Origin of the sequence: Halorubrum sp. Ea1 (genome assembly GCF_002252965.1) — an archaeon.
Lineage (GTDB): Archaea > Halobacteriota > Halobacteria > Halobacteriales > Haloferacaceae > Halorubrum.
In genome coordinates this window covers 20,910-35,625 of sequence record NZ_NHPG01000055.1, presented here as the reverse complement: position 1 = coordinate 35,625, position 14,716 = coordinate 20,910, and the positions used below count along the sequence as shown (strand labels likewise).

At 69.1% G+C, this 14,716-nt stretch carries 16 protein-coding genes; 7 read left to right on the top strand and 9 right to left on the bottom strand.

Annotation, left to right across the window (positions count from 1 at the left end; genetic code table 11):
- Together DJ73_RS07605 and DJ73_RS07600 are read right to left on the bottom strand one after the other, a co-directional pair.
- Window positions 1–898: aldo/keto reductase (locus DJ73_RS07605; RefSeq protein WP_094521985.1), on the bottom strand; the 898-nt coding region annotated here is incomplete at its 3' end.
- 64 nt (window positions 899–962) lie between these two features.
- Window positions 963–1,160: a hypothetical protein gene (locus tag DJ73_RS07600; RefSeq protein ID WP_094521984.1), complete on the bottom strand. Its 198-nt coding sequence runs from the start codon at window positions 1,158–1,160 to the stop codon at window positions 963–965.
- Window positions 1,161–1,261: 101 nt separating this feature from the next.
- Between DJ73_RS07600 and DJ73_RS07595 the strand changes: the two genes are divergently transcribed.
- On the top strand, window positions 1,262–2,965 hold the full coding sequence (locus tag DJ73_RS07595) for a cryptochrome/photolyase family protein (RefSeq protein ID WP_094557696.1): 1,704 nt from the start codon (window positions 1,262–1,264) through the stop codon (window positions 2,963–2,965).
- Window positions 2,966–2,992: 27 nt separating this feature from the next.
- Here the strand turns inward: DJ73_RS07595 and DJ73_RS07590 are convergent, their stop codons facing one another.
- Both DJ73_RS07590 and DJ73_RS07585 read right to left on the bottom strand, forming a co-directional pair.
- A complete protein-coding gene (locus tag DJ73_RS07590; RefSeq protein ID WP_094557695.1) occupies window positions 2,993–3,238 on the bottom strand; it encodes a hypothetical protein in 246 nt (81 codons plus the stop codon).
- A gap of 92 nt (window positions 3,239–3,330) precedes the next feature.
- The gene (locus tag DJ73_RS07585) at window positions 3,331–3,510 is read right to left on the bottom strand and encodes a hypothetical protein (RefSeq protein WP_094521981.1); all 180 of its coding nucleotides are present in this window, start codon (window positions 3,508–3,510) and stop codon (window positions 3,331–3,333) included.
- Between the two features lie 92 nt (window positions 3,511–3,602).
- Between DJ73_RS07585 and eif1A the strand changes: the two genes are divergently transcribed.
- Window positions 3,603–3,893, top strand: a complete 291-nt coding sequence (gene eif1A / locus DJ73_RS07580) for a translation initiation factor eIF-1A (RefSeq protein ID WP_094521980.1) — start codon at window positions 3,603–3,605, stop codon at window positions 3,891–3,893.
- A gap of 148 nt (window positions 3,894–4,041) precedes the next feature.
- Window positions 4,042–4,956 (top strand): RimK family alpha-L-glutamate ligase, encoded by a 915-nt coding sequence (locus DJ73_RS07575; protein WP_094521979.1) that lies wholly within the window; start codon window positions 4,042–4,044, stop codon window positions 4,954–4,956.
- A gap of 21 nt (window positions 4,957–4,977) precedes the next feature.
- Here DJ73_RS07575 and DJ73_RS07570 read toward each other — a convergent pair whose 3' ends face one another.
- Window positions 4,978–5,355 carry an Hsp20/alpha crystallin family protein gene (locus DJ73_RS07570; protein ID WP_094521978.1) on the bottom strand — a complete coding sequence of 126 codons (378 nt, stop codon included), beginning with the start codon at window positions 5,353–5,355 and terminating at the stop codon, window positions 4,978–4,980.
- A 207-nt stretch (window positions 5,356–5,562) separates the two neighbouring features.
- On the opposite strand from DJ73_RS07570, the gene gap reads away from it, so the two are divergent.
- On the top strand, window positions 5,563–6,615 hold the full coding sequence (gene gap / locus DJ73_RS07565) for a type I glyceraldehyde-3-phosphate dehydrogenase (RefSeq protein WP_094521977.1): 1,053 nt from the start codon (window positions 5,563–5,565) through the stop codon (window positions 6,613–6,615).
- 114 nt (window positions 6,616–6,729) lie between these two features.
- Window positions 6,730–7,953 carry a phosphoglycerate kinase gene (locus DJ73_RS07560; protein WP_094527995.1) on the top strand — a complete coding sequence of 408 codons (1,224 nt, stop codon included), beginning with the start codon at window positions 6,730–6,732 and terminating at the stop codon, window positions 7,951–7,953.
- A gap of 31 nt (window positions 7,954–7,984) precedes the next feature.
- Here DJ73_RS07560 and lrp read toward each other — a convergent pair whose 3' ends face one another.
- Window positions 7,985–8,446, bottom strand: coding sequence for an HTH-type transcriptional regulator Lrp (gene lrp / locus DJ73_RS07555; RefSeq protein WP_094521975.1), 462 nt, complete (start codon window positions 8,444–8,446; stop codon window positions 7,985–7,987).
- Between the two features lie 126 nt (window positions 8,447–8,572).
- On the opposite strand from lrp, the gene glnA reads away from it, so the two are divergent.
- Complete coding sequence (gene glnA / locus DJ73_RS07550) at window positions 8,573–9,940, top strand: type I glutamate--ammonia ligase (protein ID WP_094521974.1); 1,368 nt, start codon at window positions 8,573–8,575, stop codon at window positions 9,938–9,940.
- Window positions 9,941–9,978: 38 nt separating this feature from the next.
- On the opposite strand, the gene DJ73_RS07545 is transcribed toward glnA, so the two are convergent.
- From DJ73_RS07545 to DJ73_RS07535, 3 genes are all read right to left on the bottom strand, one after another.
- Window positions 9,979–10,989, bottom strand: a complete 1,011-nt coding sequence (locus DJ73_RS07545; RefSeq protein ID WP_094521973.1) for a phosphatase PAP2 family protein — start codon at window positions 10,987–10,989, stop codon at window positions 9,979–9,981.
- 15 nt (window positions 10,990–11,004) lie between these two features.
- Window positions 11,005–12,318 (bottom strand): YihY/virulence factor BrkB family protein, encoded by a 1,314-nt coding sequence (locus DJ73_RS07540; RefSeq protein ID WP_094521972.1) that lies wholly within the window; start codon window positions 12,316–12,318, stop codon window positions 11,005–11,007.
- A 70-nt stretch (window positions 12,319–12,388) separates the two neighbouring features.
- The gene (locus tag DJ73_RS07535; protein WP_094557694.1) at window positions 12,389–13,540 is read right to left on the bottom strand and encodes a tRNA (guanine(26)-N(2))-dimethyltransferase; all 1,152 of its coding nucleotides are present in this window, start codon (window positions 13,538–13,540) and stop codon (window positions 12,389–12,391) included.
- A gap of 216 nt (window positions 13,541–13,756) precedes the next feature.
- Here DJ73_RS07535 and DJ73_RS07530 point away from each other — a divergent pair, with 216 nt between their 5' ends.
- A complete protein-coding gene (locus DJ73_RS07530; protein ID WP_094557697.1) occupies window positions 13,757–14,635 on the top strand; it encodes a hypothetical protein in 879 nt (292 codons plus the stop codon).
- Window positions 14,636–14,716 lie beyond the last annotated feature (81 nt).

Below are 14,716 nucleotides of genomic sequence, written 5' to 3'. Positions count from 1 at the left end.
CGAGGGCCTCGACCGCGTCTTCCAGGTGTTCGACGCTGGTCGTTCCGACGATGGGAGTGTCGACCCACTCCTTGCGGAACAGCCACGCCAGCGCGATCTGCGCCATCTTCACCCCCTTCTCGTCGGCGAGCTCCGCGACGCGCTCGTTGACCGACGGACCGCCGCCCTCGCGGTAGGGGTGCTCGTAGAGGTGCTCTTCCGTCTCTCCGCGGAGCGTGGCGTCGACCGACTCGTGCGGTCGGGTGAGGTAGCCGCGCGCGAGCGGGCTCCACGGCATCACGCCGATCCCCTCCTTCTCGCAGAGTGGCAGCATCTCGCGCTCCTCCTCGCGGTACGCGAGGTTGTAGTGGTTCTGCATCGTCGCGAAGCGTTCGTACCCCTCGCGGTCGCTCGCGTGTAACGCCTCGGCGAACTGGTGGGCCCACATCGAGGAGGCGCCGATGTACCGCACGTCGCCGCGCCGGACGGCGTCGTCGAGCGCCGCCAGCGTCTCCTCGATCGGCGTGTCGTCGTCCCAGCGGTGGATCTGATAGAGGTCGATCGTGTCCATCCCGAGCCGGTCGAGGCTGTGCTGTAGCTCCTGTTCGATCGCCTTCCGCGAGAGCCCGCCCGAGTTCGGGTTCGACTCGTCCATCTGGAAGTACCCCTTCGTCGCGACGACCGTCTCCTCGCGGTGGCCCTCCAGCGCCTCGCCGAGGACGCGCTCCGACTCGCCGTTCGAGTACATGTTGGCGGTGTCGAAGAAGGTCACCCCGAGTTCGATGGCGCGTTCGACGATCGCTTTCCCCTCCTCCTCGTCGAGGACCCACTCGCGCCAGTCCGGGTCGCCGAAGCTCATGCAGCCGAGACAGATCTTCGACACGGTCGTGCCGGTGTCGCCGAGCGTGGTGTACTCCATACGGCGACCAGACAGACGCGGAGTAAAAAGGTATCCGCGCGGGTGAGATCGCCGCGGGGGCGATCTACTCGTTGCGGAACGACGCGGTGTACACGAGGAACGCGCCCGTCAGGATCACGAACGCCAGAAACGTCACGAGCGCGAGCACGTTCGCGACCGGGGCGAGAGTGTCGAGGAACGGCTGTCCGGTCGAGTCGAGAACGAGCACGGCGAGGAGGGCGGCGATCAGACCGAGGAGCCAGTTTGTGAGTATTTCGTCCACGGCTCTCCCCTCGTCGAGGGCGAGTAAAAAGGAGGGTGTTGTGGCTCGGCCCCGACCGTCCGGCCCACAGACCTACGTCGACCGCGCCCGTGAGGTAGTTCATGGGCGACCGACCGATTCAGTGGCTGCTCGGCGACCAGCTCAACCCGGAGCTCGACGCGCTCAACGACGCCGACGAGGTGCTGTTGATCGAGGCGCACGGCTTCGCCGATCGGAAGCCGTACCACACCCACAAGCTGACGCTCGTCTTCTCCGCGATGCGCCACTTCCGTGACGAGCTCCGCGAGCGCGGTCACGACGTGACGTACCTACGGGCGGAGTCGTTCGGCGAGGGACTCGACGAGTTCCTGGCCGATCGGTCCGATCCCGATATCCGGCTGATGCGCCCCGCGAGCCACGGCGCGGGCGAGCGCCTCCGCGGGCTCGTCGCCGAGCGAGGCGGGTCGTTGGAACTGCTCGACAACGAGCTGTTCTGGACGACGCCGAGCGACTGGCGCGAGTGGGCCACCGGACCGGAGGGAGGGTGGGAGGACGGGTCCCTGCTCGCCGACGACGGGACCGCCGAGCGCACGTACCGACAGGAGAGCTGGTACCGCCACGTCCGCCGCGAGACGGGCGTGCTGATGGACGGCGACGAGCCGGTCGGCGGCGAATGGAACTACGACGACCTGAACCAAGAGACGCCGCCGGACGACTGGGAGCCGCCGGAGCGGCCGCGGTTCGAGCCCGACGAGCTCACCCGCGAGACGCACGCGTGGGTCCGCGACCGGTTCGACACGTGGGGCGAGGAGGCGCTGGACGGGTTCGCGTGGCCGGTCACCCGGGAAGAGGCCCGAGCCGCGCTCGACGCGTTCGTTCGGGAGCGGCTGCCGTCGTTCGGGCGGTACGAGGACGCGATGGTGACGGGCGAGCCGTTCCTCTCCCACTCCCTGCTCTCGGTGCCGATCAACCTCGGGCTCCTCGACCCGCGCGAACCGGTCCGGGCGGTGGAGGCCGCCTACGAGCGGCGCGGGGTCGAACCCGGAGAGTACGACCCCGACGACGACCCCGCGGCGGGCGGCGGCTCGGGGACGACGCTCGACGCGTTCGCCGCGGGGGGCGAGGGACGCGCCGGCGGTGCGGGGAGCGAGGGCGACGACCCCGACCGCCCGCCGGTCCCGCTCAACGCGGCCGAGGGGTTCGTCAGGCAGGTGATCGGCTGGCGGGAGTTCATGCGGCACGTCTACCGCGAGGCGATGCCGGAGCTGGCGGCGGCGAACCAGTTGGACCAGACCCGGGAGCTCCCGCCGGCGTACTGGGACGGCGACACCGACATGACCTGCCTGTCGGAGGCCGTCGGCCACGTCCGCGAGCACGGGTACGCCCACCACATCGAGCGGCTGATGCTGCTCTCGAACTTCGCGCTGATCTACGGGGCCGACCCCGCCGAGCTGAACGAGTGGTTCCACCTCGGCTTCGTCGACGCGTACCACTGGGTGACGACGCCGAACGTCGTCGCGATGGGGTCGTTCGGCACCGACGTGCTCTCCTCGAAGCCGTACGCCTCCTCGGGGAGCTACGTGAACCGGATGAGCGACCACTGCGCGTCGTGTCCGTACGCCGTCTCTCGGACGACGGGCGAGGGCGCGTGCCCGTTCAACGCCCTCTACTGGGACTTCCTGAAGGAGAACGAGGAGACGCTCCGCGGGACGGGGCGGATGGGACTGATGTACTCGCACGTCGACGGCAAGGACGACGAGGAGTGGGCCGCGATCCGCGAGCGGGCGGCCGCGGTCCGAGAGCTGGCGGCGAACGGAGAACTGTAGGAGGGTCGCCGCGACGTCGCGTCGGCGCTACTCGCCGCCGGCGAGCCGCTGCAGCCGGGGGAGCGCCTGTTCGTAGCCGAGTCCGACGACGCCGACGTACAGCGCGAGCAGCCCCATCCCGATCGCCCACGCGGCGAGCACGAGGTCGCCGCCGGAGGCCGCCGAGAGTCCGAACCGTTCGAGGACGACGCCGATCGCCGAGGCCGCGCCGGCCCCGACGACGACCGCGATGAGCTCAGCCAGTTCGACCGCGACCGCGGGCAGTTCGACCATACCGGCACGCCGTGGCCGCTGAATATCATTCTTTCGGGAGCGTCGCGAGGCGGCGGCGACCCGAGACGCGGGCGCCGATCGCCTGACTGCGGTCACTTGAGTCCGAACATTCGCATCGCCGAGTCGGCGACGCCCTTCGCGATCAGTCCGAGCCCCGCCAACAGGAGGGCGATCCCGCCGCCGACGACGGGGTCGTAGGCGGTCAACAGCCCGACCGAGAGGAGGACGAGGAGGACGCCGACGATACCGGTGGATCCGAGCGTGTCGCGCATACCCGCCGATCGCCGCCGCCGGCGTTTAAAAAGGGCGCTTCCGCGAGGAGAGCGGCCCTTTTATTTCCGGGAGCGCGTATCACCGCGTACGCATGAGCAACGGAGACGGCGACGGTCGAAACGACCTCCGGATGCCCGACGAGGACGAGGTGTTCGCGGAGGTCGTCGAGATGCTCGGCGCGAACCGGGTCCGGGTCCGCTGTGCGGACGGGAAAGAGCGGACCGCGCGTATTCCCGGGCGGATGCAGAAGCGCGTCTGGATCCGCGAGGACGACATCGTCCTCGTCGAGCCGTGGGACTGGCAAGACGAGAAGGGCGACATCGCGTGGCGCTACGAGAAGAGCGAGGCGGAGCAGCTCCGCGAGGAAGGCCACCTGCAGTAGCGCGAGCGCGGGTCGACCGCGAAGCGAGCCGTCGGCCGCGTAACTGCGGCGCCGGCCGCGGAGCCGTCGGCACCGGCGCGCCGCGGCGGCGACGAGCGACCGGCGCCCGCCGCACGGTTCTTAAGTCCGAACGGCCCCGAGCGAGCGTATGCTCCGGCTCGCGATGACGACCGACGCGGAGACGTTCGACCGGGTGCGGGAGCCGCTCGCGGACCGCGGCGTCGCCGTCGAACACGTACAGGCGAAAGAGCGGTCGCTCCGCGTCGCGGGCGGAGAGGGCGACGGGGGCCAGAGCGGGATCGAAGGGGACGGCGCCGAGGAGTTCGACGGCTTCGACGTCGGCTTCGTCTACCCCTCGCGGCTGATGGAGGGGGCCGTGGTCGACGCGCGGCTGTCGGTGCCGTGGGTGAACGGCCGGGACGCCGTCCTCGCCTCGCGGAACAAGGCGGGCGCGCTCGCCGCGCTCGACGACGCGGGGCTCCCGACGCCGCGGACGACGCTGGTGTCGAACCCCGTCGACGAGGCGATCGTCACCGAGGCGGTCTCGTCGTTCTCGTACCCCGTCGTCGTCAAGCCGAACTCCGCGACCCGGGGCGTCGGCGTCGCGACCGCCGGCGACCTCGACTCCCTGTTGGGGGTCGTCGACTACCTGAACCTCGTCCACGACTACCGCGCGACCGGCGACAAGTCCTACCTGATCCAGGAGTTCCTCCCCGACGCCCGCGACTACCGGGCGATGGTGGTCGACGGCGCCTACGCCGGCGCGGTGCGGCGGGAGCTCCCCGCGGACGCCAGAGAGCGGGGCCGGTGGAAGCACAACGTCCACCGCGGAGCCGAGGCGACCGGGGTCGACCTCCCCGAGCGCGCCCGGGAGCTGGCCGAACGGACCGCCGACGTCCTCGGGATCGACTACCTCGGCGTCGACCTGCTCGAGACCGACGACCGGCTCGTCGTCAACGAGACGAACGCGCGCCCGACGGTGGACGCGGCGACGAAGTACGAGCCCGGCTTCTACGACCGGCTCGCGGGGCTCGTCAAGCGGACGGCGGCGGGAGAGAACTGACCGGGAGACCGCGGCGACCCGCTATTCGAGGTCGATCGACGCGGAGTCGTCGTCGCGGTCGAACGTGACCTCGAGGACGCCGTTGTTGAACGTCGCGTTCGCCGAGTGCTCGTCGACGGGGACCGGGAGGTCGACGGTCTCGTCGTACTCCCGCCGGTCCGAAGCCGCCGAGATGGTGAGCGCCTCGCCGTCGCACTGCAGTGAGAGCTCCTCCTTCGAGACGGCCGGGAGGTCGGCGACGAGCCGCACACCGTCGTCGGTGGCGTACGCGTCGACGTGCGTCGCCGATCCGAAGCCGGCGTCCTCGGTGCCCGGTTCGCCGCCCGCCATCTCGTTCATCATCCGTTCGATCTCCTCGAAGAAGTCTCCGAACGGATCGTCACGGTCGTCTCTATCCATATCTCATGTGAAGGCGGTGACCCCGATAAGCCTTCTGTCGGCCGCCGTATTGGCCGGCACGGACCGGCGCCGCGCGCGGGCCGACCCGGCGTCAGCGGCCGGAATCGAGACTGGGGATCGACACCGTACGTAACGAAATCGAACGATAGTGACTATCTCAGGCCGACTCGGTCGGATTTAAGTATCTGCGGCTCGGCTTTTTCGGATATGAGTAAATCATATCTCACTGCGGCCGAAGACGTGAGCGATGACGAGGTCGTGCGAGTCGGACTCAACGGGTTCGGTCGCATCGGGCGGAACGTGTTCCGCGCGGTGCTGGAGTCGCCGCGGATCGAGCTCGCCGGCGTCAACGACGTGATGGACTTCGACGACATGGCGTACCTCGCGAAGTACGACACCGTCATGGGCCGGCTCGACGGCGTCGAACGCGAGGGCGACTCGCTGACCATCGGCGGCACCTCGGTCCCGCTGTACAACGTGCAGGACCCCGCGGACCTCCCGTGGGACGAGCTCGACGTCGACGTCGCCTTAGAGTGCACGGGCGTCTTCCGGACGCGCGAGGACGCGAGCGCGCACCTCGACGGCGGCGCGGACACCGTGATCATCTCGGCGCCGCCGAAGGGCGAGAAGCCGGTCAAACAGCTCGTCTACGGCGTCAACCACGACGAGTACGACGGGGACGACGTGATATCGAACGCCTCCTGTACGACGAACTCCATCACGCCGGTCGCGAAGGTGCTCGACGCGGAGTTCGGCATCGACGCCGGCACCCTCACCACCGTCCACGCGTACACCGGCTCGCAGGCCCTCATCGACGGCCCGAAGGCGAAGACGCGCCGCGGGCGCGCGGCCGCCGAGAACATCGTGCCGACCTCGACGGGCGCGGCCGGCGCGGCGCAGCAGGTCCTCCCGCAGTTGGAGGGGAAGATCGACGGGATGGCGATGCGCGTCCCGGTCGCGAGCGGCTCGATCACCGAGTTCGTCGTCAGCCTCGACGAGACCGTCACCGCGGAGGAGGTCAACGCGGCCTTCCGCGACGCCGCCGACTCCGGCCCGCTCGCGGGCGTGCTGGGCTACACCGACGACGAGGTCGTCTCCAGCGACATCGTCGGGCTCCCGTTCTCCAGCTACGTCGACCTCGGGTCGACGAACGTCATCGCCGGCGGGAAGCTCCTGAAGATCCTCACCTGGTACGACAACGAGTACGGCTTCTCGAACCGGATGCTCGACATGGCCGCGTACGTCCGCGACGAGGCGTAAGCGGCAAACGTCCCGCCTCTCTCCAAAGACGCCGCGCGTCCCACGGAATAGCCCCGGCGGCGACGTTGCCCCGAAGGACCACCGCTTAAATATCTCATCGACGACCGTTCACCCATGCCCGCCTTCGACACCATCGACGACCTCCCGGCAGACTCGCGCGTCCTCGTTCGGCTCGACCTCAACTCGCCGATCGAGGACGGAGAACCGCAGGACAACCGCCGCTTCGGGCGCCACGCGGAGACGGTCCGCGAACTCGCCGAGGCGGGCCACCGCGTCGTCTGTATGGCCCACCAGGGGCGCCCCGGCCGCGACGACTTCACGTCGCTGTCGGGCCACGCCGCGATCCTCGCCGAGCACGTCGGCCGCGACGTCGCCTTCGTCGCGGACACGTACGGGGAGACGGCGCTGGACGCGATCGATGATCTCGACGCGGGCGAGGCCCTCCTGCTGGAGAACACCCGGATGTGCGACGACGAACTCCCCGAAGAATCGCCCGAGGAGAAGGCCGAGACCGAGTTCGTTCGGACGCTCGCGCCGCGCTTCGACGCGTACGTCAACGACGCGTACTCCGCGGCCCACCGGAAGCACGCCTCGCTGGTCGGCTTCCCGCTCGCGCTCCCCGCGTACGCCGGGCGGGTGATGGAGACGGAGTACGAGGCCAACACCGCCATCGCGACCCGCGAGTTCGACGGGCCGGTGACGATGGTCGTCGGCGGGACGAAGGCGACCGACGTGATCGGCGTGATGGACGCCTTAGACGACCGCGTCGACCGGTTCCTCCTGGGCGGCGTCGCCGGCGAGCTCTTCTTGCGCGCCGCGGGCCACCCGGTCGGGCGCGACGTGGGAGGGATGGACCTCTTCGACGAGCAGTGGGAGGGGAACCGCGAGCTGATCGAGTCGGTGCTCGACGAGCGCGGAGACGCGATCCACCTCGCGACGGACCTCGCGTACGAGGGGCCGGACGGCGACCGCGCGGAGGTCGCCGTCGACGAGATCGACGAGAAGACCGCGGGGTACCTCGACGTGGGGTCGGAGACGGTCGCGGCCTACGAGCCGCTCATCCGCGAGTCCGGCGCGGTGTTCGTAAAGGGGGCGCTCGGCGTCTTCGAGGACGAGCGGTTCGCCGACGGCACCGTGGGCGTGCTCGAAGCCATCGCCGAGACCGACTGCTTCTCCGTCGTCGGCGGCGGGGACACGTCGCGCGCCATCGAGATGTACGGCCTGAACGAGGCCGACTTCTCGCACGTCTCCATCGCGGGCGGGGCGTACATCCGCGCGCTGACGGGCGAGCCGCTGCCGGCCGTGGAGGTCCTGGAGGCGGCGGCCGAGCGGCAGTAGGGCGGGCCGGGGTTCCGCCCTCGCGGTCGAACTACTCCTCGTTGAGGTCGAGGTCGAACTGCTCGTTCTCCGTCACCGCGTTGAGCACGACGCTCGTGTTCGACTCGCGGATGTCGGCGTCGGTGAGGATCGACTTGATCTGGTCGTTCATCCCGTCCGTGTCGGTGAACTTGCCGATGGCGATCACGTCGTAGTCGCCCGTGACCTCGTAGACGCTCACCATCTGTTTCTCCTGACGGAGCTTCTCCGTGACGTCGGGGAGCGCGCTTCCTTCGACCTTCAGCTGGAGCACGGCGGTCACGTCGTAGCCGAGTTTGTCGTAGTCGACGATGGGTGTGTACCCCCGGATCACGCCCTCGTCCTCGAGATCTCGGAGGTGGTTCGAGACGGTCGTCACTGACACGTCGAGCTCGTCTCCGAGGCTCCGGAGGCTCGCGCGGCCGTTGCTGAGAAGGGAGTTGACGAGTTTGGCGTCGAGGTTTTCGTACGTCATCACACCTAACCATGCGTTCGGGGGTTTATAATTTTACGAACGTCCAGCAGTATTGCCGGACTGGCGGTTCATGCACCAAGCGATAAGGCCTTTATACTGGCAGATAACTAACGAAGCGTCCAGAACATGACGGACGAACACGCGAAACCAGACGGCGGCCTCACGGCCGAAGAACAGGCGGTACTCGACGAGATCGATGAGAAAAACGTCGACTTCCTGCGGCTCCAGTTCACCGACATCCTCGGGGTCGTGAAGAACGTCTCCGTGCCGGCCCACCAAGCGGAGAAGGCGTTCACCGAGGGGATCTACTTCGACGGCTCCTCGATCGAGGGGTTCGTTCGGATCCAGGAGTCGGACATGCGGCTCGTTCCCGACCCCGACACGTTCGCGGTACTCCCGTGGCGGCGCGACGAGAACGGCTCCGCCGCCGCCCGGCTCATCTGCGACATCGTCGACACCGACGGCGAGCCGTTCGTCGGCGGCCCGCGTCAGGTGCTGAAGAGCGTCCTCGCCGAGGCCGAGGAGATGGGGTACTCCGTCTCCATCGGTCCCGAGCCGGAGTTCTTCCTGTTCGAGAAGGACGACGACGGCAACGCGACGACGATCCCCCACGACAACGGCGGCTACTTCGACCTCGCGCCGAAGGACCTCGCGTCCGACGTGCGCAAGGAGATCATCTTCACGTTAGAGGAGATGGGCTTCGAGATCGAGGCCTCCCACCACGAGGTCGCCGAGGGCCAACACGAGATCAACTTCAAGTACGCCGACGCGCTCACGACCGCGGACAACATCGCGACGTTCCGCGCCGTCGTCCGCGCGGTCGCCGAGCAGCACGACCTCCACGCGACGTTCATGCCCAAGCCGATCGCCGATATCAACGGCTCGGGGATGCACAGCCACATCTCGCTGTTCGACGAGGACGGCAACGCCTTCGCCGACGACGACGACGAGTTCAACCTGAGCGAGACCGCCTACCAGTTCATGGGCGGCATCCTGAACCACGCGAAGGCGTTCACGGCCGTGACGAACCCGACCGTGAACTCCTACAAGCGCCTGGTGCCCGGCTACGAGGCGCCGATCTACGTCGCCTGGTCCGACACGAACCGCTCGGCGCTCGTCCGCGTCCCGGACGCGGCGGGCGTCTCCGCGCGCTTCGAGGTCCGCAGCCCCGACCCGTCCTGTAACCCCTACCTCGGGATGGCGTCGCTCATCGCCGCCGGGCTCGACGGGATCAAGACCGACGCGGACCCGGGCGACCCGGTCCGCGAGGACATCTACGAGTTCGACGACGAGAAGCGTCAGGAGTACGGCATCGATACGCTGCCGCCGAACCTCGGCTCCGCCGTCGAGGAGCTGGAGACGGACGAGGTGCTCCAGGAGGCGCTCGGCCCGCACACCTCCGAGAAGTTCGCCGAGGCGAAGTCTCAGGAGTTCAGCGAGTACCTCACCCAAGTGTCGCAGTGGGAGGAGGACCGGTACCTCGAGACGTTCTGAGATAGCCGGCGTCCGCCGCTTCGGATCTCCGTTCTCTTTCAGTTGTTCTCGTTCGACCAGTCGCTCGCGTTACGGTCCGGCCGGACCGCGCCGAGTCGCGCCGGCAGCGCCGGGACGGCGACGACGGCGACGACCGCCGCGGTCGTCGCGGCCAGCGTGACGACGAGCGAGTCGGCGAGCGCGTACGCGCCGACCCAGAGCGCGCCGGTGACGGCGAGCGCCGGGACCGCGATCCGGACCGGAACCGCCGGTTCGTCCCCGGTGACGAGCCGCCAGCCCGCCGCGCCCCCGATCCCGGTAGCGATGCCGATGCCCGCCTCGACGACCTCCTCGGCGTTTCCGTCGGCGAGCGCGACGCCGACCGCCGCGAGCGAAACGACCGCGGCCAACAGGAACGCCGGGGTGGGGTCAAGCTCGGCGGTCGGCTCGCGACTCACCGAGGACGGACCGCCGCGGAACCGAGGGTCACCGGCGAGCCACAGCGCGACGGCGACGACGACCGCGCCGAGGAGGAGGCCGGCGAGCACGTCGACGAGGTAGTGTACTTCGATTACCACCCGGGAGGCGGCGACGGCGACGGCGATGGCAACGGCCGCAAGCAGGCGCCTCCCGTCGGTCGACGCGCGGTCGTACACCAGCGCCAGCGCGAGGTACGCCGCCGCGCCGCCGGTGGCGTGGCCGCTCGGGAAGCCGAAGCCGTCGGAGAGCACCTGCGCCTCGTACCACCCGACGAGCAGGCCGGGGAGCCACGTCGGCACGTCGGCCGGTCCCATCGCGCCCGGGGGTCGGGGGACAGCGAACCACGCCTTGCCGAGTGCGACGGCGGCGTACGCACAGGTGACCGCGGCGATGGCGGTCGCGCCGGCGCGGCGCGGCGAGGCCGCGAGCCGATCGCCCGCGAACCAGTAGCCGACCGCCAACAGCCCGAAGAGGAACCACGGGTCCGCGAGGTGGGTGACGGCCGCGAAGACGACGACGACTATCTCGGGGAGCGCGTCGACGAGGGCGGCCTCGCCGAGCCCGCGCTCCGCGGAGACGAGTCCGGTCATGGCCGACTACTCACTTCAGTCGTCGCCCCGGTCGCGGGCGTAGTCGAGCGCCTTCCCGGGCGTTTCGAGCAGGTTGAGACCGATGCCGACGATGATGAAGAGGGTGTACAGTCCGAGCGTCGACAGGCCGAGGATGAGCATCGCCGCGATGGCGTAGAGCCCGTCGAGAAAGGAGAACGCGCCGAGTATCAGCACCGTCCCGTACAGCAGCACGAGATACGGTCCCCAGCCGCGGGCGTGGCCGCGTCGCATCCGGGACCGGACGTAGCGTTTCAGCTCCGACTCCACCGCGGGCTTGTCGACGGTGCGCCGCTCGACGTCGTCCTCGAACTCGTCGAACTCCGCCCGCAGTCGCCCGACTTCCTCTTGAAGCGCCGCCACGTCCGGCGCGCCCGCCGGCCGTCCCTCGTCGCCGGCGTCGCCCGCGCCGTCCGACTCGCCGTTCATACCCGTGGGTCGGTCGCGGTCGTGTTGTAACTGCCGGTCCGCGGCGTGGTCGATCGCGGCCGATCCGCGTCCGAGGCCGGCGCCGCTCGCAGGGGGCGCCCCGTCTCGACCGGCCAGCACGACGTTGACCACCCCGCCGACCACGACGACGACGGCGGCGAGGTAGAGCCACGTGACGAGCAGGAGAACGCCGCCGATGACGCCGTACACCTGAAACTGCCCGGCGCTCGCGGCGTACACCTGAAAACCGGCCTGCAGCAGCGTCCAGCCGACCGCGGCGACGACTGCGCCGGGCAGCGCCTCCCGGATCCCGATGCGGGGCTGGGGAAGCAGGTAGTACATCGGGAGGAAGACGATGGCGAGAAAGCCGGGCAACGCGAAGATGCCGGCCACCTCTACCGCCGGGACCGCGTCGACGGCCGCGATGGTCGCGCCGACGACGAACATCACGCCGATACCGACGCCGACCGCGAGGACGACCGAGGCGGCGTCGGTGAGCTGTTTGGCGAAATCCGGCGGCTCCTTGATGCCGTACAGCTCGGCGAACGCCGTATCGAGGCCGCGGAACACCTTCAGCGTCGACCAGAGTAGCACCGCGACGCCGAGCACGCTCGCACCGGTCCGTCCGCCCGCGGAGGAGATCGCACCGGTGACGGCCTCCTGACCGGCGGGCGTAAGGAAATCCCCGGCGCTCGCGACCAACTCGTTGGCGATCACCTCGCCGAAGACGGCGGTCGCGACGACCACGAGCAGCAGGAGCGCGGGGATCAGCGAGACGAACGCGTAGTAGGCGATCGCGGCGGCGAGGAACGTCACCTGTCGGTCGATCGCGACGTCGATGACGCCTCGGACCGTACCGAAGGCGGTCGAGTGTCTGGGCACGCTCTCCGGTTCGGCCGATGGCGACAAAAGCGAGGGGGATGCCGCCGAGACCCGAAAGCGACCGGGCGAGTCAGCTCGCGGCGTCGCCGTCCGCGTCGTCGGCCCCGTCCCCCAGAACCGCCGCCCGCATCTCGGGGATCGACGCCGTGCTCTTGACCGCGGTGCCGCGGTAGTGGGCGCGGCTGGCCTCGTGGCCGGCCCCCCGCAGCCGGTCGACGAACGCCTCCATGCCGATGGCGGGCTCGCCCCACTCCTTGTACAGCCGGTGCTGGTCGTAGTGCGTGGGGGTGTCGATCTCGCGGGCGACCGTCCCGAGCAGTTTCCGGGCGCGCTTCGCCTCGCCCATGTCGTCGGTGACGCGGCGCCGGACCGCGCGGGCGAAGTCGGCGTCGGCGACGGCTCCCAGCCACAGCGGTCCGGCCGTGAGCACGCGGTCGCTCCCGCAGACGGGGCAGGTCTCGGCGGGATCGGCGATCAGGCCGCGGGTCGGCTCGCGCCAGAGGCAGTCCTCGCAGTGGTCGACGTAGCCGAGGTCGTCGATACAGGCGTCGGCCGCCTGGGCGCCGGACTCCAGTTCGAGGTAGGTCCGCGCGTAGTGGCGCGAGACGTGCGAGACGATCGGGCGGGCCGCCTTGTCGTAGCGCGCCGTCGTCCGCACCAACGCGGAGATCAGCGTCCGGAGCCCCATCTCCGGGTGGTAGTCGGTGTTCCTCGGCACGGCGCCGTACTTCCGGATCCCGCTGTTGAGGTGCGCGCCGCACAGCGGCGCGGTGTCGGTCGCCGTGACGCAGACGAGGTTGCGGGCGTTCGCGAGCGCGGCGTCCGCGAAGGGTATCGGCGTCCCGTACGGGTCGAGGTCGACGACGTCGAAGACGTTCTCGTACAGCAGCGCGTTGACGTCGCGGTGAACCGCCTCCCCGTCGAGGTCGTTGGCGGCGAGGTTCTCGGCCGCGAGGTCGACCGCGTCCGGGTCGACGTCGGCACAGGTGACGTCGTACCCCTCCGCGGCGGCGCGGACCCCCCGGATCCCCGAGGCGGCCATCGCGTCGAGGTACGAGGCCGCGCGCGGCTCCCGCTCGCGGTACGCGCGCAGCACCGCGACCGTGACGTCGCGGTTCAGCTCCTGGGTCGGGTTGAAGAAGACCCCGCCGCCGGTACCCTCGCTAGCCCCGTCGCGGGCCTCGGGAACGGAGACGGTGAGACCGCCCTCCTCGATGTCCATACCTCGGGTTCGGCCATCCCGCACAAAAGGACCGCGCTCCACCGGTGACCCCGCGATCGGGGTTCTCGCTTCCCTCCAAACGCCGCCGCCGCCGTGAAGCGGGGCTTTTAGCCCGCCACGCGGATACGTAGACACACTGATGTACGCTACGTTCAACCGAGACCCGGACGGCCGTCCGACGTGCGACTGCGACGCGACCGCGGAGGCGGATCGTGGATGGTGAGTCCGGCCCGCGTCGACGCGCTCACCGACCTCGCGTACGGCGCACTGATCGTCCTGTCGATCGTCCTCATCGCCACGCTGAACGTCAACGACATCGGCGTCGCGTTCGGGATCGGGGTGTTCGCCTCCTACGTGGTCCACGTCGTCTGGAAGATGGCCCGGTTCGATCCCGACTGGATGACGCGGGAGGTCGCCGATCAGGTCGGCAAAGAGGTGGAGAAGAGCGTCGGCGACACCGTCAATAAAGAGGTGGAGAAGACCGTCGGCGACACCGTCAATAAAGAGGTGGAAAAGACCGTCGGCGACACCGTCAGTAAGGAGGTCGAGAAGACCGTCGGCGACACCGTCAGCAAGGAGATCGAAAAGAGCGTCGGCGAGACCGTCGGCAAGGAGGTCGAGAAGACCGTCGGCGAAAAGGTCGAAGAGACCGTCGAGAAGACCGTCGGTGACACCGTCAACAAGGAGGTCAGCGAGGTCGCAGACGACGTCAGCGACACCGTCAGCGAGGAGGTAACGGGGAAAGTCGAGGAAACGGTGGGCGAGACGGTCGAGAAGACTGTCGGCGAAAAGGTCGAAGAGACAGTCGAGGAGACCGTCGGCGAAAAGGTCGAAGAGACAGTCGAGGAGACCGTCGAGAAGACCGTCGGCGAAAAGGTCGAAGAAACCGTCGAGGAGACCGTCGGCGAAAAGGTCGAAGAAACCGTCGAGAAGGCCGTCGGCGAGAAAGTCGAAGAGACCGTCGAAGAAACCGTCGACGAAAAGGTCGAAGAGACCGTCGAAGAAAAGGTCGAAGAAACAGGCGACGAAAAGATCGACGAAACCGCCGAGGATCAGGACGGCGACGACGTCGACTATCGACGCGGCGACTCGTAGCCCCGACCGACAGAGCGACTGAACGACACCCCCCTCCCCTACCCTCCTTCTGAATGCGTAATTTAGAACCGTCTTTATTGA